Origin of the sequence: Pseudomonas sp. WS 5079 (genome assembly GCF_012985465.1) — a bacterium.
In the GTDB taxonomy this organism is placed as follows: Bacteria; Pseudomonadota; Gammaproteobacteria; order Pseudomonadales; family Pseudomonadaceae; genus Aquipseudomonas.
This window is the reverse complement of sequence record NZ_JAAQWN010000001.1, coordinates 1,018,299-1,036,622: the sequence shown is the minus strand read 5'-3', so window position 1 is coordinate 1,036,622 and position 18,324 is coordinate 1,018,299. Positions and strand designations below refer to the sequence as shown.

Genomic DNA, 18,324 nt, shown 5'->3' with positions numbered 1-18,324 from the left:
TCGGAACGGCCAGCGTGGTTTAACGGGGCGCCTTCACAAGCTAAGCGAGGCGGCCTGACAGCCGACCTGATCATCGAAGCGTACGCGTACCCCTGTAGGAGCTGGCTTGCCTGCGATGGTCGTTAACGATGACGAATGAATACCAGATACTCTGATGTGTTCTTTCGGGCGTCATCGCAGGCAAGCCAGCTCCTACAGGGGAATGCAGCTTCGCGCTCTGGTTCTACTGTTGCTGTTGCTCTGCTTTTGATCTGGCTTTTGATCTTGGGTGCCCCGTCAAACCACGATGGCCGATCGCGGCGGGCCCACGGAGCAATGCCTGACTGCGGGCATGCCGAGCCTAGGCGAGGCACCGAGTGGTGGGGCAAGAGCGCTTTGGTTACTTTCGCACTTTTCGAAAGTGACCCGCCGTAAGGGCGGAACCCTAAGTGGCCATGACCGCAGCAACGGATATGTACCCAAACCCAGCCCCCACAAGTTTTTTTGGGTAATCAACGGGTGCTATAGGGCAACAGAAACACCACGCCGAGCCCCGCCAGCGACATCAAGCCGAACCACGCCACCGGCCCCATCGCCCAGCCCCAACCCAGTACGCTGACGGCAAGACTCGCCGCCAGCATCCCCCAGCCCAGCACTCGCAGGCCACGTCGCAGCATCGGCGAGGGCAGGCGCCGCATGAGTTGCTGGTAATGGCGCTCCAACCCAAGGCACAACCCCACCATCCCCGCGCAGGCCAGTAATAACGCGACTATCAACACCATCTCAATTGACCTGCGCCACGGCATGCTTGGCCACGCGCCGTGCGCTGCGTTCCTTGGGCGCCTGGTACAGCTTCCAGCACGGCCAGGCCAGCAGCAGGCCGAGGCCCACGGTGGTCAATTCCAGGTAGACGTAATCACCCAGGCTTTGCCCCAGCAGATTCAGGGCCGGCAGAGTGATACACAGGGCGGCGGCCAAGCCCAGTTGCTCGCGCCAGGCACTGCGCCAGGGGCGGACAATCGCGTGGCCCAGACTCAGCAGCCACACCAGGAAAAATACCCGCACCTCCCAGCCACCGCGTTGGGCCAGTTCCACCGGCAGTAAGCGGTTGGCCCACAGCAAGGCCACGCACGCCACTATCAGCCCGGCCACCACCGCCACATTCAGCCGCTCGGCGATGTGGTAGAGCAGGGCGCCGACCGCGCCTTCGCCATCGTGGCGCCGGCGGCGCTTGACGGTAAACAGCACCACGCCGGTCGCCAGCATCGCGCAACTGGCCAGGCCGCAGACAAAGTACAACCAGCGCATGGAATAGCCGCCAAACTGCGCAAAGTGCAGGCCGGCCATGACCTTTTGGGTCAGCAGGCTGGGCCGACTGACCGCCGGCTGGCGCAGGACTTCACCGCTGACCCCGTCAAACAGCATGCTCTGGCCCTTGGTCAACTCGATGCGGTTGCCCAGCACCGGGCGCGCCTCGATCCGTGCGTCGCTGCGTCCGGGATTGTGGATCGACAAGCTGGACACCGGCCCCATGGCGCGCTCGGCCTCGGCCAGCACCGGGCCAAGCGCTGTCAGTTCGGCGGCCTCGCTGTGCTTGGGGCGTTCGCCGCGTACCTGGTGCTCGGCGGGCGCGCCACGCAAGGCGCGGAAGAGGTTGTCGCGGTCGCCGTCAAACAGCGCGTCCACCGCCGCCGGCATGTAGATCAGGTAGAAAATCACCAGCCCGGTGTAGGTAATCATCAAGTGAAAGGGCAACACCAGCACTGCAGTGGCGTTGTGCGCATCCAGCCATGAACGCTGGCCCTTGGCCGGGCGGAAGGTGAAGAATTCCTTGAAGAATTTCTTGTGGATCACGATTCCGCTGAGCAATGCCACCAGCATCGCGATTGCAGCCAGGCCGACCGTCCAGATCCCCAGTTCGCGCGGCAGGTTGAGGGTGAAGTGGAAGCGGAAGAAGAACCCGCCCCCAGCGGTTTCGCGCACGGCCAGCGGCTCGCCGGTGTGCGGGTCGAGCGCGGTGCCGCCGCCACGCCGTTGTTCGCCGGCCGATACGGTCAGGGTGTCGGAGCGTTCGCCGGGCAGGCCGATGTTCCAGGTGCGCGCCTCTGGATGCTGGCGCGCCAGATAGCCGAGGGCCTGTTGCGCAGCAGCGCTTTGCGACAGGGTGGAGGTGGGGATTTCCGGGCGCATCCAGCCGTCGATTTCCTTGTCGAACACCGCCAGGGTGCCGGTGAGGAAGATCGCAAACAGCAGCCAGCCGAACACCAGCCCGCTCCAGGTATGCAGCCAGGCCATGGCCTGGGTCAGGGTCCTGTGTTTCATCCCAGTACCTCACGCCATTGGGGCCAGAAGCCGATGGCGGCCAAGGGCAGTGCCAGGGCCATGCCGGCCCACGCGCGCCAGGCGTTGCGGCAGGCGAAGGCCCAGAGGATCGCCAGGGTGTAGATCAGGAACGAGGGCAGGCTGGCGACCACCAGGGCATCCACCTTGTCCATGGGCAACAGGCGCGCCAGGGCGGCGGTAAACGCATAGGTAAACAGGTAGCCGCCGATCAGCGCGGCGACCATCCGCGAGAGTGTCGGCCAGGCAGGGGATTTGCTTTTCATGGGGACTCATCAGAATCAGGTCAGCAACGAATATCCCCCTGTAGGAGCCGGCTTGCCGGCGATGAGGCCTTTAAGCCTTGTGCTGACTTATCAGCCGCCATCGCCGCCATCGCCGGCAAGCCGGCTCCTACAGAGGGCGACCATGCATAGGGTTGGCTCGAATGCTAGTGATTCTCATATGAGAGTAAACGCAATTTACAACTTATACACTTTGAGTCGCAGATGCAGGCACAGCCCGGGCGTGGTGTTCTGTGCCCATAGCTGGCCGCCTTGCAACTGCACGATGCTGCGGGCAATCGACAGGCCCAGGCCATAACCGTCACCACCCGGGCGGGCGGCATTGAGGCGGGTGAAGGGCAGGAAGATCTGTTCCAGCTTGTCGGGCTCGATCCCCGGGCCCTGGTCCTGGATGCACAGGTGCCAGAAATCGCCCTCAAGCACACCGGTCAAGCGCACCACACCGTGTTCGGGGGAGTGGCGGATGGCATTGCGCAGGATATTTTCCAGGGCCTGGGCCAGGCCATTGAGGTTGCCCAGCACCCAGACGCCTGCGGGCAGTTCGCAGGGCAGGCGTTCGCTGGGCCAGCCGCTTTCAAAGCAGGCGTCTTCGCGCAGCAGGTCCCACAAAGGCTCCATCTCGACCGCTTCCACGGGCATGGATGGGCGTTCGGTATCCAGCCAGACCAGTTCCAGGGTGCTGCCGATCAAGCGTTCCATACCTTGCACTTCGCGCTCCAGGCGCTGGCGCAGGGCGCCTGGATCAGGCTCGCGCTCACCGGCCACCCGCAGCCGGCTCAAGGGCGTGCGCAGTTCGTGGGACAAGTCCCGCAGCAAGCGCCGTTGCAGCACCACCGTGCTTTCCAGGCGCTCGGCCATATGATCGAAGGCCCGGGCCAACTCACCCAATTCATCGCGGCGGCGCGTCACCTGCGGCCCGACCCGCGAGGCCAGGTCACCGGCGCTCAGGGCATTGGCCTGGCGCCGCAGGATCACCAGCGGTGAAATCAGCACCCGGTACAACAGCACGCCAAACAACAACGCCAGGCCTGTCGGCAGCACCTGGCGCAGCAAAATGTCCCACAGGCCACGGCCCTGGCGCGGGTCCAGGTGCAGCGGCAACTCCATGACCAGGCGGGCTGCGCCGTCGCTGAACGGCATGTAAAACGTTGGCCGGCCACCAGGGCGGCCCACGGGCCAGTCGATCTGGCGCACAAAGTCCAGCTTGCGCCGTTCGACCGTGGTCAAGGCCTGGGAGGACAGCGAATGGTGGTCGTCCACCACCACCGCCCACACCTGCTCCTGGGCACGCAGGCTTTTGAGGAACTCATCGACCCCTGCCGCACCGCGCTCGCGCCAGGCCATTTCGGCCTGGCGCGCGTATTCGCCGAGGATGTAGCGGGTGGGGGCGGGCAGGCGCGCGGTGGCTTCATAGATACGCTGGCTCACATCCACTTGCAGGCTGACCACCAACAGGCACAGTACCGCCAGCAAGCCGATCAGTTTCCACAACAGCGAATGGCGGTTGGGCAGCCTCATGCTTGCAGCCGGGTCAGGATGTAGCCGGTGCTCCTGACCGTCTCCACGCGCCCGGCGGTGTAGCCGATGGCCTGCAACTTGCGCCGGATGCGGCTGACATGCATGTCCAGGCTGCGATCATGCCTGGAATAGGCACGGTGCATGACCTGCTGGTACAGAAACGCCTTGGTCAGCACCTCATCGACATGGGCCACCAGGGTTTCCAGCACCCGATACTCGGTGGTGGTCAGGTCGGCCCACTGCTCGTTCAGGCTGACATCGGTGCGTTGTTCGTCGAATGTCAGTTGCGGGTCCTCATTGCGCGCCGTGCCGGGCACCTCATGTTCATAGGCCACCCGGCGCAGGATCGCGTCGATGCGCACATCCATCTCCAGCATGCTGAACGGCTTGGGCAGGTAATCGTCGGCGCCCTGGCTGAACCCGGTGATGCGGTCCTGCTCGGCACCGAGGGCCGACATCAGGATCACCGGCACCCGTTGATGCCGGCGCAGTTGCGCGAGCACCTCCAGGCCGCTGCTGCCCGGCAGCATGATATCCATCAGGATCAGGTCGAAAGGTTGGGCGCGCACCAACTCGACGATCTCGCCACCGTCCTGGCGCAACGTAACATCGAAGCCACGTTGGCCCAGGTGGCTGTCCAGGTGGGCGGCGAGCACCGGGTCATCCTCGACGGCGAGGATGCGACGCGCAGCGGGGAGCGAAGGGTGGGCGTGCATGGGAATTTCCTGCGAATGCGAATGTTTCTAAGTCGCGCATTCTGGCAAATCTCCCGCCACATTCCTATCGATTGCGGATTATTGCTGCATTTGGAGAAAACGGCCGTATGCAGGTCAATGGCGCCGCCTAACGCTGACAAGGGTCTGTCTTGTTCAACAGATTGCCCGTCGAATACCACACGCGCTGCGCTGCCGGTCCCAGATCCAGGGCCACCGGCGCATCCGCACGCCCCTCCAGCAACGTTGGGTAAACCCCGGGCTTGAGCGGCGACTGGCATACGATCGGCAACGATTGCACGGTGGTGAAATTCAAATCCACCGTAGACACCAACTGCGCCGCCGAAAACGGTGCTGGTGGCCCAGGCAGGGTAATGATTTCCTGGAAGTCCGGATCCTGGGCGATGTAGTGCGTCAAGTGCGCCTCATTGCCCCGGCCAAACAAGGTGTAGACCAGCTGTTTGGGGCGGTCGATGCCCAGGTTGAACGGCCGGTAGATCACCACCGCTTCGACCGTCACCGGCACGTTGTCAAACAACACCGGCCCCGGTGTGCCGCCGCCATCATTGGAGTAGCCGTCAAAGATCGTTGCCTTGAACGTGGTCACCTCACCGGCCTTGAGCTGGGGCAGGGTGAAGGTGTCGTTATCGACATTGATCAGGTTATACGGCTTGCTCGGGTTGGCCGCGCGCAGCGCCTGGTACTTGGTCATCACGTCGGCGGGCAGGCTGGCCTGCAGGACGATCTGGTACATGTGCTTTTCTGTGGTGAACATCGGCATGTGCACCAAAAACAGGGTCTGCGAGCCAACCATGAACATGCCGTGGTTGCCCGGTGCATCGGCATCGGCGCCGTTGCTGACTGCATGCAGTTCATGGGGCGAATGGGCCAGGGCCAGGGGGGCCAGGGCCATCGATAATGCGAGCAGGAGAGTGGCGAGGGAGCGTTTCATGGTTGACCGTCCTTGAGGGTTTCGAAGGCATGCACGCGCTTGATCAGGCTTTTTTGCTTGGCCGAATCGGCGTTGTTGAACAGGAACGAAAAGTCCGAGGCCAGGCTCGGGTCGCCGGCAATCGTTGCCTTTTGATGGCAATCATTGCAGTTCAGGCCCTGGACGTAGGTCTCCATGGTGGTATTGGCCACCGGTACGTTGCTATCGCTGATAAAGGGTCCATAGGACAGGGGCACCTTTGCGCCGGCGCCCGGCTCGGGGTCCGGCGGTGTCGGGGCGGTGATCCACAGCACATTGACCAGCTTGTAGTACTGGAACACCGACTGGCCGCTGGTCTGCTGGGCGAAGCTGGCCTGCACCGCGCCGTTGAGCGCTTGCATGTCCGAAGGCAAGGGGTGTTCGCGGGTGGTCTGCACCGGTTGGTTGCGGGGATAGGGCTCGGTGCATTCGCGATCGGGGTGGTGCTGCTTGCACTGGATGCGGGCTACGTTCGGCGTGCACACGTCAGGGCCACCGCTGCAATCGGGGTTGTAGAAGGTATAGCCGTCGGGCGGTGTCTGTTGCGCCGGGTTTTGCCCCGGTTCCTGTACGTTGTCCACTTGCTCGAAGGTGGTCCAGATGAAGTTCGGTGAACTCTGGGTCTTGTTGATGATATGCAGGCCCACCAGGCCTACCACCTGTTGGGTGCATTGCAGGGTGGCGGGGTTCTTGAGCCAGGCCACGGTGGTCAGGTAGCGCCCGTAGAGCTGGGGCTTGCCGGTGAGGATGCGCCAGGCGGCCTTGAGTTCCAGGGCGCCCAATTGTTCCTGGGGCAGCGGCTTGGCCGGCATCGAACGCATCAGCTCGCCGGCCGGCAGCGACAGGCCGGCAGGGTGCTTGCCATCGCTGTTCTGTGCCACGGCCAGTTGATTGGCCGCATCGTACAACCCGTTGTCGACGATGTAGTCAAACTCGGCCTTGCCCACCTTGCGTTCGAAATACACCAGGTTGCCGGTCTGGTCCGTCAGCCAGCCACCGGCGGCCTCCATGATCGGGTCGGGAATCGACGCCAGGGTGCCGCTGGACAAGTGGAAGCGATGCTTGGCGTTGGTCGCGCTTTCCGAGGTGGCGTTCATGAATTTGCGCGCGCCTACCGACAGCGCCTGCAGGCTGTCCTGGCTGCTGCAATTGGACGGCACCAATGTCTGCACGCCCCAGCCTGTGGGCGGTCGGGCGCCGGGCAGGAATATATCGTTAGCGTCTTTAAAGCTTGCCCACACCGGCGCGGTGGTCATGGGTTGCCCGGCGACCTGGGGCACGCCAAATTGCGCCATGCTGATCTTGCGGTTCGGCTCGCCCGCGAGGGCTGCATTGGCTGGCCATCCGGGATCCACGGGCCAGTTCAGGGCAATAAACAGCTGCCAGCCAAAACAGTTCATGAAGCTCTGGCCAGTGGTGTTGAAATTGTTGACGGGTAGAAAACCGCCGCTGTTGGGGTCGAACACCAACTGCTGCTGGACGCAGGTATCGGCATCCGATGCCTGGGCCGTGGGCAGGAGAAACAGCGACAGCAGCGTGCTGACCAGCAGCAGACCACGTAAGCGAAATCTGTACATCATCGCGCTCCTTGCATGAAGGTGAAGCTTCTAGCCGTTCTGTAGGAGCCGGCTTGCCGGCGAAAAACCTGAGAGCACCGCTGGGCATCAGATACCCCGCGTTATCGTTGAGGATTTTCGCTGGCAAGCCAGCTCCCAGAGGGGGGGTGCCCTTAAAGGGATGGCACCAGCGCCAGCCCGGATTCCCATGGGTGGTCCGCCGCGCTGACGTTATCCGCTTCGCCCGGGTTGAGCGCGCGGACCGTCACCAGCCCCGGCGCCGCATCCTTCGCGACGCTGATGGTCATGATGTAACCCTGGGTACCGCCCGCATTGGTCTGGCCGGGAATGGCAGAGGCATCGGGCAAAAACTTCGTGACCTGCGCGGTCACCCCGGGGTTGCTGAACTGGATCCGTGCAGTGGCGGCGGTGGTCTTGAGGTCGGCGCCTTGCACCACCAGCGCGAACTGCCCGCTGCTGCCTGGGGCCAGCCAGGCCGGCAGGTCGGTGGGCGACTGGCCGTAGAACAGGTCCAGCGGCAACAGCTGCACCGGCCAGGGTTGCAGGCCATTGACCCGGTCCTGCACGCAAGGGGACGGCGGCGCCGTGGTGCTTGGGGTGGCGGTCACACTCAGGCCCACCAGCAGTTGCTGGGCAATCACCCACACATAGTCCACGGCCTGGCCGTTGATGGTGATGTCATTGATCGAGAACCCCGCGCTTTGCGGGACCTCGAACACCGCCTGGAGGATCTGGTCGGAGCCGTTGATCGCCGATTTGGCGGTACCGCGGGTGATGCGCCAGTACTGGCTCACATCCTGCCCCTGCGGGCCTTTCCAGGCACTGAAGTTGGTGGGCTGTTGCAGGTACAGGGCGATGGGGTTGGTCAGGGAAATACGGCTGCTGATGGCCGCCTCATTGGCCGCAAAGCCGATATGCGGGTCGGAGTTGCGATAGTTCTGCCCATACTGCGCGCAGCAGATCAGTGACTGGGGGTTCTGGCTGCTTTTCAGGGGCCGCATGATCGTGGCCGCTGCCGCCAGGTACACCTCGGCGCTGAGGGTGTTGGGGCCGGAGGTCAGGTGCATTGCGCCGCCGAACTGGCCGGGGGTACAGGCGGTGCCGGCGTTCCATTTGTTGACGGTGTCGTAGGCCGGCAGGCCCGTGGTCGGGTCGATCACCGGGTCACCGGCATTGCCGGTCGGGCAGTTGGCGGTGTAGCGCAGGTACAGGTCTTGCAGTTGCACGTTCGGGTCGATGTAGTCGCGATACAGCCCCAGCACTGCATTCGGATCGATGCGCCACATGGCCAGGAAGTACGCCGGGTTTTCGCTGGTGAAGGTGATCTTGCGCATCTTGCCGTTGGTATCGCGCACAATTGACCACTCGCAGTATTCGTCCAGCCAACCCCGTGGGCCGGAGGGCGAGAAATCCTTGTACTTGCCGTTCCAGTCGATACTCGGGCAACGGGTCACCGGCAGTTGTAGCAGGGTGCCTTTCTTGTCCGGGTCGTACAGGGTGTAGAGGGTGTTGTTGAGGGTGATCTGGCCGTTGTCGGTCAGTTCCATGACCTGTTGCAGGGTCATGGCCTTGCCGCCCAGTTGCGGAATCACGGCCGTGCCGTTGTTGTAGAAAAACGTCCACAGCCGGTTAGGGAAGGGTTGCCAGGTGATTGCCGGCGGGGTGACGTCGCCATAGCCCTCGACCAGCGGGTTGTAATAGCCCGAGCGCGGCGCGTCATTGAGGCCCGACCACGGGTTGCCGATGATCGCCGCTTCGGTCCAGCCGGTGACGTCGTTGTTCCAGTCGGTTTCAAATTGCGGCAACTGGTTTTCCAGGCCCAGCTTGTTGTAGTCCTTTGGTGCTTGCCCAGCGGGGGAGGTGAATTGCTTGAACGGCGTGCTCATGACAGATCTCCATGGGGTGTGGGGGTAGAAGCTGCGCAGCAACCGGCACTCGGGGGAGGGTCGGCAACGGTCTGGCGCGGGTCGTCCCACACCAGTTGGGCGATAAAGCCAGGCAGCGGCGCGTACTCTTGCGGCGCCAATACCCGGCCACTATCGAGATGGGTGACCAGCAGGCTCAACTGCACGGCGTCCGTGGGGCCCAGGTGCAACGCCGTGGCACTGCGCGCCGCATTCAGTGCGCGGCAGACGCCGTGGGTGATGCAGCGCCCCTTGTCATCCACCAGCCCCATGCCGATGCGGCTGAAGCGCCCGACGTAGTGCGGGTTATCCGCGTTGACCTGCTGGGGCGTGGCGTCGGGCTGGTTGAGGAACACGTCGATCAAATAGGTGTCATGGGTGCAGCGCACATGGTCGAACACCACCCATGGGCCGCTGGCCTGGGCCTGCTCCTGGACCGGCGCGGCACTGTGGGGGCAGCACGCACTGGCGCTGGCGCGGCGGGCGCCGAACGGCGGCGCCACCGGGGTGGCGTAGTCGTAGCCGATGTGCCGGCTGTCCTGGGCCATATCGCCCAGGGTGGTGTAGCGCCAGGCATCGGCACTGGTGAACGTGACCGCGTCGGCCTGGCTGCCGGCAAACGGCTGGAGCAGGCATTGGGTGGTGTATTGCGCCGCCGGGTTGGCGCGGATCCAGATCTCCAGCACGCGGTCGATATTGGCGTGATAGGAGCAGAACAGCGGGTCAAACGCGGTGTAGGCGTTGTCGGCCATATCGCCGCCGATCCAGCCGTGATAGTTGTCGTGGGGCTGTTCGTACAGGCCATCGAAATTCAGCGTGCGGTTGGGGTACAGCGCGTCCTTTTGCGGTGGATCAAACACGGTGATATTGGCCCAGGGATACCCCGGCACGCCCTGGGGCTGGCTGAAGGTCTTGAATTTCAAGGCGTCCACCACCTGCTGCTGGAAAATCCGGCTCATGCCGTACAGCTGGGTACGTTTGAACCGCTGTTGGTCGCCCTGGGTGTAGAACAGCGGGTTGCGTTGCACGAAGCCGCAGTCCACCCTCTCGACATTGCCCGAGGCGCAGACTTTCGAGCGGCCATCCTTGGCCGCCGCATACCGCAACGGGTTGCGCCGCACCTCGCCGCTGTGCGGGTGCACATAGGTCTCATCGAGAAAGGCCTGGGGCAGGCCGGCCTGGGGGCTGCCGTCGACACTGGCGTCCTCGGCCATCCAGTCCCAGTAGGGGATCGGATAGTCAATCAAGGCTTCCAGGTACAGCAGGTAAGCGCGATGCCACAGGGCAAAGGCTTCCTGGTAATGCAGGCACCAGTTGGTGTGGATATAGGCATAGCGCTGCCAGGGTGAGCCACTGTCCGGATTGCCGATCTGCATCACGTCGTCGAGCCGTGCGCGGTACAGGTCCAGTTGCTCCTGGCTCAATGCGCGGATGTCCTGGCGCACGCGCTTGACCGGGTGCGGCAGGTCTGGAGGGGGGATGCGCTCGGCGATGTCGAACGGCGAAAAGCTGTTCAGGCGCCAGCCCTGGTTGACCCACAACCGGAAGGTTTCCAGGGCGTCGATAGGCCAGAACTGCCGGTCATCCAGGGTCAGCGGCATATTGCGCGACGCCAGGTGCTGGTAGATGGTTTCGGACCAGGTCTTGACCGAATCGGGGTCTTGCAGGAACACATCGTAGGCATTCATGCAGCGCATCCACGAGCCTGCGACGTTGGCGCGATCTGCCGCCGGGATCCAGTAAGGCGCGGTGAAAAGCCCTTGGATATCAGCGGTCCATGTCGGTTTCGCGACTATCATAAGATCCCTCTCATGCAGCCCCCATGCTGGATCTGCCGGGGCTGCTAAGCTGGATTTGATAGTAACGGGCCACTGTGCAGAGAATTGTGCAAATTGGCCCGCTTTTACGGCGGATTCATTGCAGTTTTCTCAAGGAAGAAGTGGAAATAATGACAGACGCCATGGATTTGAAAATTCTCGGCAAGTTGCAGAAAGACTGCACCCAAAGCCTGGACCTGCTCAGCGACAGCGTGGGGCTGTCCTCGACCAGTTGTTACCGGCGCATCCGGCGCCTGGAGAGCGTGGGCATCATCAAGGCGAAAGTCGCGGTGCTGGATGAAAAAAAGCTGGGGATCCAGGTCACTGCGTTCTTTTTGATCAAACTCGACAAAGACAGCAACGACATTGATCGCAAGATGCAGCACATCCTCGCCAATCACCCGGAGATCCAGGACTGCTACCTGATGACCGGAGAGTTTGATTTTGTGATGGTGGCCAAGTTTCGCGATGCCACGGAGTACACCGAATACATCTATCGGTTTCTCGACACTTACCGGGATATTCCGATTCGTACGTATTCTTCGACGTTGGTGGTGCGCACCGTGAAGAAGTCTTATGAGTTGCCGTTGCAGGGCGTGCAACATCTGTAGACGCCCATGAGACGCATCACCCTGTGGGAGCGGGCTTGCTCCCACAGGGTGATGCGTTCGCTGTAATGATTCGGTTGTCTATCAGGCCGCCACAGCCTGAAGCTGCAACCCACCCTCGACATCCTTGACCAACCCACTGGCCAGCAACAGCGGCAGCAAGCGCTTGTGCAACTGCGGCTCGACGAACTCCTTGACCGTCTCCAGCGCCAAGTCGCCACTGCCAGGCAGCTCGGCCTTGGTGTACGACAGCCAGGCCTTTTTCAGCATCTGCAGCACATCGCTGCCAGCGGTCAACGCAAAGCGCCGGTGGGCCACCTGGCCCAGGAAGTTGAAGCTGTGCTGATACTCGTAACCTTTCTCGTCACCCGCACTGGCAACACAGCGCACACAGGTGCAAGGGCCATCGCCGAAGGCCGCCTGCAGGTAGCTATTGAAATCCACCACAGGCTTGAGCGACAGGCGCTTGTCTATTTCGAACAGGTCGCCGGTCATTTTTGCGTCGTTACTCAAGGTGCGTTTCCTCGCAGGTCTACAGCTGGTTCTTCAAAGCGCGGCATCATACCCCATCTGTAGGAGCCGGCTTGCCGGCCAAAACCCTGAGAGGGCACCCCGCGGCATCGTTAACCACTGTTCCTACACGGGGCTGTGGCCCAGGCGGCCCTTGATCCAGTCGTACAGGTTGTTGCCTTCGCTCGACAACTCGCTGTTGGCCCGGCGGCACAGGTAGTACTGGCGCCCGTCATCTGCCTGCACGTCAAACAGTTGCACCAGTTCCCCCCTGGCCACCAGCGGCGCCACCAACGGCGCACGCAACAGCGAGCAGCCCAGGCCGGTGAGGGTGGCGACCAGGGTCAACTGGCCGTCCTCCAGCAGCAGGCCATTGTGCGAGTGGGTGTGCGGCACCTGGGCCGCGTCGAACCATTGGCCCCAGGTACCGCGCTCTTCGTCGTGCAGCAGTGGCAGTTCGCTGAGGGCTTGCGGCGTGGCGATGGGGCCGTGGCGCTGGAGGAACTCGCGGCTGCAGAACGGCGTGACCGCGCCGCTGATCAGTGGCTCGCTGTGATACCCCGGCCAGTGCCCGGTGCCGAAGCGAATCGACAGGTCGGCGGCATCGCTGGGGTAGCTGCGGTGGTTGGCGTAGGTGATGTTGATATCCAGCGCCGGGTTGGCGCTCAAAAACTGCGGCAGGCGCGGGATGAACAGGTGGGTCGCGAACATCGGGATCAGGCTGATGGTGACCTGGCGCGTCGCGCTTTTTTCCCGCACGTGCTCGGTGGCACTGCGCAGCACCGCGAATGCCGAGCGAATCGCCCGGTAGTACTCGCGTCCTTCGTCGGTCAACCCCAGGTTGCGGCCCTGGCGCAGGGTCAGGGGTTGTTGCAGGAAGCTTTCGAGCAAGTGCAACTGATGGCTGACAGCCGAGGGCGACACCCCCAGTTCGCGGGCGGCGGCATTCACCCCACCATGGCGGGCAAAGGCTTCGAACGTGCGCACGGCACGCAAGGGTGGATCGTTGGCTAACTGTTCTAAATTATTCATGTGTTGAATTAAATACCAAGTGAAAAGATAAATAAAGCGGCATCAGTGTGGAAAATGTGCCGCATATAGGGCGTTTGGTATTGGGTATAAACATATTCCTTTCAGATATTTGATAAAAACAGAATAAATAACTAGTGTTCCGCGCTCGGACTTTTAGTCGGTGCGCCCTGGCACCGATGTTTTCTGTGTATGGAGTTGATGGTTCTCATGGATGCGTTTATCCAGCAACTGCTCAACGGCTTGCTGTCGGGCAGTCTCTACGCCTTAGTGGCCTTGGGTTACACCATGGTCTACGGCATTTTGCGGATCATCAACTTCGCCCACGGCGATGTGTTGATGATCGGCGCGCTGGTGGGCCTGTCGGTGATCCGGGTGTTGCAGGCGGCCTGGCCGGATATGCCGCCGGTGCTGTTGCTGCTGGTGGCGGCAATGATCGCCATGGCCTTCTGTGCGGTGCTGGCGGTGGTGATCGAGCGCGTGGCCTACCGGCGCTTGCGTAACGCCCCGCGCCTGGCGCCGTTGATCAGTGGTATCGGCGTGTCGCTGTTGTTGCAGACCGTGGCGATGCTGGTCTGGACCCGTAACCCGCAGATGTTCCCGCAATTGCTGCCCCTGGAACCCATCGAAGTGCTGGCCGGCGATGCCACCCACGCCGCCGTGACCAATGCCACCGCCCTGACCACCATTGGCGTGGCCTTGAGCCTGATGGTCGGGCTGTTGCTGCTGGTCGAGCGCACGCGTTTTGGCCGGGCCATGCGCGCCGTGGCCGAGAACCCGCAAGTGGCGAGCCTGATGGGCATCAACCCCAACCGCATCATCGTCATGACCTTCGCCATCGGCGGCGCCCTGGCCGCGCTGGCGGGCATCATGATGGCCAGCAACTATGGCAGCGCGCATTTCTATATGGGCTTTTTGCCCGGCATCAAGGCGTTTACCGCGGCGGTGCTGGGCGGCATCGGCAACCTCAAGGGCGCGATGCTCGGCGGCCTGCTGCTGGGGCTGATCGAAGCCCTCGGCACCGGGTACCTGGGGGCCGCCACCAACGGCGTGTTCGGCAGCAACTACCAGGACGTATTCGCCTTCATCGTCTTGATCGCGGTGCTGGTATTCCGGCCCCAGGGGTTGTTGGGCGAACGACTGGCGACCCGCGCATGAGCCTGGCAACCGCTGTGAGCCCTTCGAGCAAACGCGCCAGCCTTGGGCTGTTGCTGTTTGCCCTGGCCCTGGTATTGGCCCCGTGGATTGTCGGGCATGCCGGCGGCAATACCTGGGTGCGCACCCTGGACTTTGCCCTGCTGTACATCATGTTGGCCCTGGGCCTGAACATCGTGGTGGGCTATGCCGGCCTGCTGGACATGGGCTTTATCGCGTTCTACGCGGTGGGCGCCTACCTGGCGGCCTTGCTGTCATCGCCCCATTTGTTGCAACAGTTCCCGGCCTTGCTGGCGCTGATGCCGCAGGGCATGCACACCTCGATCTGGCTGATTTTGCCGCTGGCGGCGCTGCTGGCGGCGGGGTTCGGGGTGATTCTGGGGGCGCCGACCCTGCGCCTGCGCGGCGATTACCTGGCCATCGTCACCCTGGGCTTTGGCGAAATCATCCGCATCCTGCTGCGCAACCTCGACCGCCCGGTGAACCTCACCAACGGCCCCAAGGGCATCGCCCAGGTCGATCCGGTGACGCTGCTGGGGGTCAACCTGGGGCGTACCCAGGAACTGTTCGGCCTGCGCTTGCCCTCGGTCTACCTCTATTACTACCTGTTCGCCGCACTGGTGGTGCTGATCCTGTTTGCCTGCATCCGCCTTCAGCGCTCGCGTATCGGCCGCGCCTGGATGGCGATCCGCGAGGACGAAGAGGCGGCCCAGGCCATGGGCCTGAACACCCTGCGCCTGAAGCTGCTGGCATTTGCCATCGGCGCGGCGTTCGGCGGGATCAGCGGGGCGCTGTTTGCCTCATTCCAGGGCTTTGTTTCACCCGAATCCTTCACCCTCAATGAGTCCATCGCCGTGCTGGCCATGGTGGTGCTCGGCGGCATGGGGCATATCCCCGGGGTGATTCTGGGCTGCGTGTTGCTCGCCGCCCTGCCCGAAGCGTTGCGCGCCAGCATGGGCCCCTTGCAGCAGGCGCTGTTTGGCCAAGTGCTGGTGGACCCGGAGATTATCCGCCAGCTGTTCTACGGCCTGGCGCTGATTCTGGCGATGCTGTATCGACCCGCCGGCCTCTGGCCGAGCCGCACAGGAGGTGCACCTTGAACCATCCGTTATTGCAGATCGAGAAGGTCAATAAACAGTTTGGCGGCGTGGCTGCGCTCGATGACGTGAGCTTGAGTATCGAGGCCGGGGAAATCTACGGCCTGATCGGGCCCAATGGCGCCGGCAAGACCACCTTCTTCAATGTGATGACGGGGCTGTACACCCCGGATTCCGGGCGCTTCCAGCTCGACGGCGAGGAGTACCAGCCCACGGCGGTGCACCAGGTGGCCCGTGCCGGCATTGCGCGCACGTTCCAGAACATCCGCCTGTTCAACGCCATGAGCGCCCTGGAAAACGTCATGGTCGGGCGCCACGTGCGCACCCATAACGGCGTGTGGGCGGCCTTGAGCGGGCACTCGCGCGGGCGCGAGGAAGAAGCGCAGACCCGCGCCCACGCCCACCGCCTGCTGGCCTATGTCGGCCTCGCCGGGTTTGCCCACTACCGTGCCGACAGCCTGTCCTACGGCCACCAGCGGCGCCTGGAAATTGCCCGCGCCCTGGCCACCGAACCGCGCCTGCTGGCCCTCGACGAGCCGGCCGCCGGGATGAATGCCAGCGAGAAAGTGCAACTGCGCAGCCTGCTGGAAAAAATCCGCGACGACGGCCACACCCTGTTGCTGATCGAACACGACGTGAAGCTGGTGATGGGCGTGTGCGACCGCATCAGCGTGCTGGACTACGGCCGCGTGATCGCCGTGGGCGCGCCGGCCGAAGTGCGCCGCCACCCGCAAGTGATCCAGGCCTACCTGGGAGCCGGCGCCCATGTCTGAAGCGTTGTTGCAGATTGACGGCCTGAAGGTGCGCTACGGTGCCATCGAGGCGGTCAAGTCCCTGGACCTGCATATTAATGAAGGCGAACGGGTGACGCTGATCGGCGCCAATGGCGCCGGCAAAAGCTCCAGCCTCAAGGCCCTGACCGGGTTGCTGCCGGCCGCTGCGGGGCAGATCCGCTTTGCCGGCCGCTCGATCCTCAGCCTGGCGCCCCATGAGCGCCTGACCCTGGGCATCGCCATGGTGCCCGAAGGGCGCGGCATTTTTGCGCGCATGAGCGTGCTGGAAAACCTCCAGGCCGGGGCGTTCCTGCGCCGCGACCCGCACCAGGTGAGCCTGGAAATCCGCCAATTGTTCGAGCACTTCCCACGCCTGGAAGAGCGCTTGCAGCAATCGGCCGGCCTGCTCTCCGGCGGCGAGCAGCAGATGCTCGCCCTGGCCCGTGCGCTGCTGTCCAAGCCGCGGTTGCTGGTGCTTGATGAGCCCTCCATGGGCCTGGCGCCGATCATGGTCGAAAAGCTGTTCCAGGTGATTGATGATGTGTGCCGCCAGGGCATGACCCTGCTGCTGGTGGAGCAGAATGCGCGCCTTGCGCTGCAAGTGACTGACCGCGCCTACGTGATGGACACCGGGCGCATCAGCCTCAGCGGCGCCAGCGCGCAATTGCTCGACCACCCCGAGGTGCGCAGTGCCTACCTCGGTGAATAACCCATGACAAACGCCACCGGACGCCCGGCGTGTTTCGCCCACCCCACAGGCCATGAGGGCCTGATGAGAAACAGGAAAAACTGATGAACAAGACTGCCCCCTTCAAACGCGTACTGTTGTTGAGCCTGGCCCTGAGCGGTGTGGCCCAGGCCGACCAGACGGTCCTGATCGGCCTGGCCGGGCCCCTGACCGGCCCGTCGGCGCGGATCGGCAAAGACCTGGAAAACGGCGCGCAACTGGCCATTGACCAGGCCAACGCCAAGCACCTGAAAATCAACGGCCAGGCCGTGACGTTCAAGCTGGTTTCCGAGGATGACCAGTCCGACCCACGCACCGCCGTCACCGTGGCTCAGCGCCTGGTGGACGAAGGCGTGGTCGGCGTGGTCGGCCACTGGAACACCGGCACCAGCATCCCGGCCGCGCGGGTCTACCATGACGCCGGGATTGCGCAGGTCGCACCGGTCGCCACCGGTCACGCCTACACCCAGCAAGGTTTCGACACCAGCTTCCGGATCATGGGCCATGACGATGACGGCGGCCAGGTCGCCGGCGACTACGCGCTCAAGACCCTCAAGGCGCAGCGCATCGCCGTGATCGACGACCGCACCGCGTTCGGCCAGGGCCTGGCGGACCAGTTCGTCAAATCCATCGAGGCCGGTGGCGCCAAGGTGGTTGCCCGTGAATACGTGGACGACAAGACTATCGATTTCAGTGCGGTGCTGACCAATATTCGCGGGCAGAACCCGGACCTGATCTTCTTCGGCGGCGTCGACTCCCAGGCTGCACCGCTGGCCCGACGCATCAAGCAGTTGGGGATCAAGGCGCCGTTGATGGGCGCGGGCGGCTTTGTCAGCCAGACCTTCCTGCAACTGGCACAGAACGAAGGCGAGGGCGTGATCGCCCTGGAGCCGGGCCTGGCCGTGGCGCAGATGCCGGGTGGCAAGGCCTTCGAAGAGGCCTACAAGGCGCGCTTCAAGAGCAACATCGAGCTGCACGCACCCTTCGCCTATGACGGCGTGGGCGTGCTGATCGCCGCTATCGAGCAGGCCAACTCCACCGATCCGCAGAAGTACCTGCCCGTGCTGCGCGCCATCAGCTATCCAGGCGTGACCGGGACCATAGCGTTCGATGCCCAGGGCAATCTACAGAACCCGTCGTTCACCGTTTACCAGGTCAAGGCCAATCAATGGCAACCGGTGAGCGTGGCTGGCGGTAAAAAGTAACGCGTCAGCTCCCCATGTAGGAGCTGGCTTGCCAGCGATGGTATCGCCTCGGTAGACCTGAAACACCGAGTGCACCGCATCGCTGGCAAGCCAGCTCCTACAGGGGGCTTCGCAGCCA

Annotated in this window: 17 protein-coding genes; 6 read left to right on the top strand and 11 right to left on the bottom strand. The window is 63.3% G+C overall.

Going from position 1 to position 18,324, the window contains the following annotated elements:
* Positions 1–491: 491 nt before the first annotated feature.
* The 9 genes from HBO05_RS04415 to HBO05_RS04375 form a co-directional block, all read right to left on the bottom strand.
* Positions 492–761 carry a DUF3325 domain-containing protein gene (locus HBO05_RS04415; RefSeq protein WP_169957351.1) on the bottom strand — a complete coding sequence of 90 codons (270 nt, stop codon included), beginning with the start codon at positions 759–761 and terminating at the stop codon, positions 492–494.
* Between the two features lies 1 nt (position 762).
* A complete protein-coding gene (locus HBO05_RS04410) occupies positions 763–2,301 on the bottom strand; it encodes a PepSY-associated TM helix domain-containing protein (protein WP_172311833.1) in 1,539 nt (512 codons plus the stop codon).
* The gene (locus HBO05_RS04405; RefSeq protein WP_169957354.1) at positions 2,298–2,585 is read right to left on the bottom strand and encodes a DUF3649 domain-containing protein; all 288 of its coding nucleotides are present in this window, start codon (positions 2,583–2,585) and stop codon (positions 2,298–2,300) included. Before HBO05_RS04405 ends, HBO05_RS04410 begins: the two co-directional genes overlap by 4 nt.
* A 195-nt stretch (positions 2,586–2,780) precedes the next feature.
* The gene (locus HBO05_RS04400) at positions 2,781–4,121 is read right to left on the bottom strand and encodes a sensor histidine kinase (protein WP_170058438.1); all 1,341 of its coding nucleotides are present in this window, start codon (positions 4,119–4,121) and stop codon (positions 2,781–2,783) included.
* Positions 4,118–4,837 (bottom strand): response regulator transcription factor, encoded by a 720-nt coding sequence (locus HBO05_RS04395; protein WP_172311831.1) that lies wholly within the window; start codon positions 4,835–4,837, stop codon positions 4,118–4,120. Before HBO05_RS04395 ends, HBO05_RS04400 begins: the two co-directional genes overlap by 4 nt.
* A gap of 127 nt (positions 4,838–4,964) precedes the next feature.
* Positions 4,965–5,786 carry a hypothetical protein gene (locus HBO05_RS04390; RefSeq protein ID WP_172311829.1) on the bottom strand — a complete coding sequence of 274 codons (822 nt, stop codon included), beginning with the start codon at positions 5,784–5,786 and terminating at the stop codon, positions 4,965–4,967.
* Positions 5,783–7,381: a hypothetical protein gene (locus tag HBO05_RS04385; RefSeq protein ID WP_172311827.1), complete on the bottom strand. Its 1,599-nt coding sequence runs from the start codon at positions 7,379–7,381 to the stop codon at positions 5,783–5,785. The genes HBO05_RS04390 and HBO05_RS04385 overlap by 4 nt, the downstream gene beginning before the upstream one ends.
* A gap of 152 nt (positions 7,382–7,533) precedes the next feature.
* Positions 7,534–9,267 carry a hypothetical protein gene (locus tag HBO05_RS04380; RefSeq protein ID WP_172311825.1) on the bottom strand — a complete coding sequence of 578 codons (1,734 nt, stop codon included), beginning with the start codon at positions 9,265–9,267 and terminating at the stop codon, positions 7,534–7,536.
* Positions 9,264–11,084, bottom strand: a complete 1,821-nt coding sequence (locus HBO05_RS04375) for a tyrosinase family protein (RefSeq protein ID WP_172311823.1) — start codon at positions 11,082–11,084, stop codon at positions 9,264–9,266. Before HBO05_RS04375 ends, HBO05_RS04380 begins: the two co-directional genes overlap by 4 nt.
* Before the next feature lie 161 nt (positions 11,085–11,245).
* Here HBO05_RS04375 and HBO05_RS04370 point away from each other — a divergent pair, with 161 nt between their 5' ends.
* Positions 11,246–11,713, top strand: a complete 468-nt coding sequence (locus HBO05_RS04370) for an Lrp/AsnC family transcriptional regulator (protein WP_169957257.1) — start codon at positions 11,246–11,248, stop codon at positions 11,711–11,713.
* A gap of 81 nt (positions 11,714–11,794) precedes the next feature.
* Here the strand turns inward: HBO05_RS04370 and HBO05_RS04365 are convergent, their stop codons facing one another.
* Positions 11,795–12,223, bottom strand: a complete 429-nt coding sequence (locus HBO05_RS04365) for a hypothetical protein (RefSeq protein WP_169957244.1) — start codon at positions 12,221–12,223, stop codon at positions 11,795–11,797.
* Between the two features lie 123 nt (positions 12,224–12,346).
* Positions 12,347–13,252, bottom strand: a complete 906-nt coding sequence (locus HBO05_RS04360; protein WP_169957245.1) for a LysR substrate-binding domain-containing protein — start codon at positions 13,250–13,252, stop codon at positions 12,347–12,349.
* Between the two features lie 207 nt (positions 13,253–13,459).
* Here HBO05_RS04360 and HBO05_RS04355 point away from each other — a divergent pair, with 207 nt between their 5' ends.
* The 5 genes from HBO05_RS04355 (at position 13,460) to HBO05_RS04335 (ending at position 18,206) form a co-directional block, all read left to right on the top strand.
* Entirely contained in the window at positions 13,460–14,407 is a 948-nt protein-coding gene (locus HBO05_RS04355; protein WP_170041592.1) for a branched-chain amino acid ABC transporter permease, read from the top strand.
* A complete protein-coding gene (locus tag HBO05_RS04350) occupies positions 14,404–15,504 on the top strand; it encodes an ABC transporter ATP-binding protein (protein ID WP_169957247.1) in 1,101 nt (366 codons plus the stop codon). Before HBO05_RS04355 ends, HBO05_RS04350 begins: the two co-directional genes overlap by 4 nt.
* Positions 15,501–16,274, top strand: a complete 774-nt coding sequence (locus HBO05_RS04345) for an ABC transporter ATP-binding protein (protein WP_099168260.1) — start codon at positions 15,501–15,503, stop codon at positions 16,272–16,274. Before HBO05_RS04350 ends, HBO05_RS04345 begins: the two co-directional genes overlap by 4 nt.
* A complete protein-coding gene (locus tag HBO05_RS04340; RefSeq protein ID WP_169957249.1) occupies positions 16,267–16,983 on the top strand; it encodes an ABC transporter ATP-binding protein in 717 nt (238 codons plus the stop codon). Before HBO05_RS04345 ends, HBO05_RS04340 begins: the two co-directional genes overlap by 8 nt.
* Before the next feature lie 83 nt (positions 16,984–17,066).
* The gene (locus tag HBO05_RS04335; protein WP_169957250.1) at positions 17,067–18,206 is read left to right on the top strand and encodes a branched-chain amino acid ABC transporter substrate-binding protein; all 1,140 of its coding nucleotides are present in this window, start codon (positions 17,067–17,069) and stop codon (positions 18,204–18,206) included.
* Positions 18,207–18,324: the final 118 nt, after the last annotated feature.

Coding starts and splice junctions, on each gene's coding strand:
- HBO05_RS04350 (WP_169957247.1), top strand. CDS start 14,404: ATGAGCCTGGCAACCGCTGTGAGCCCTTCGAGCAAACGCGCCAGCCTT.
- HBO05_RS04410 (WP_172311833.1), bottom strand. CDS start 2,301: ATGAAACACAGGACCCTGACCCAGGCCATGGCCTGGCTGCATACCTGG.
- HBO05_RS04400 (WP_170058438.1), bottom strand. CDS start 4,121: ATGAGGCTGCCCAACCGCCATTCGCTGTTGTGGAAACTGATCGGCTTG.
- HBO05_RS04375 (WP_172311823.1), bottom strand. CDS start 11,084: ATGATAGTCGCGAAACCGACATGGACCGCTGATATCCAAGGGCTTTTC.
- HBO05_RS04395 (WP_172311831.1), bottom strand. CDS start 4,837: ATGCACGCCCACCCTTCGCTCCCCGCTGCGCGTCGCATCCTCGCCGTC.
- HBO05_RS04340 (WP_169957249.1), top strand. CDS start 16,267: ATGTCTGAAGCGTTGTTGCAGATTGACGGCCTGAAGGTGCGCTACGGT.
- HBO05_RS04370 (WP_169957257.1), top strand. CDS start 11,246: ATGGATTTGAAAATTCTCGGCAAGTTGCAGAAAGACTGCACCCAAAGC.
- HBO05_RS04385 (WP_172311827.1), bottom strand. CDS start 7,381: ATGTACAGATTTCGCTTACGTGGTCTGCTGCTGGTCAGCACGCTGCTG.
- HBO05_RS04390 (WP_172311829.1), bottom strand. CDS start 5,786: ATGAAACGCTCCCTCGCCACTCTCCTGCTCGCATTATCGATGGCCCTG.
- HBO05_RS04355 (WP_170041592.1), top strand. CDS start 13,460: ATGGATGCGTTTATCCAGCAACTGCTCAACGGCTTGCTGTCGGGCAGT.
- HBO05_RS04415 (WP_169957351.1), bottom strand. CDS start 761: ATGGTGTTGATAGTCGCGTTATTACTGGCCTGCGCGGGGATGGTGGGG.
- HBO05_RS04405 (WP_169957354.1), bottom strand. CDS start 2,585: ATGAAAAGCAAATCCCCTGCCTGGCCGACACTCTCGCGGATGGTCGCC.
- HBO05_RS04380 (WP_172311825.1), bottom strand. CDS start 9,267: ATGAGCACGCCGTTCAAGCAATTCACCTCCCCCGCTGGGCAAGCACCA.
- HBO05_RS04360 (WP_169957245.1), bottom strand. CDS start 13,252: ATGAATAATTTAGAACAGTTAGCCAACGATCCACCCTTGCGTGCCGTG.
- HBO05_RS04335 (WP_169957250.1), top strand. CDS start 17,067: ATGAACAAGACTGCCCCCTTCAAACGCGTACTGTTGTTGAGCCTGGCC.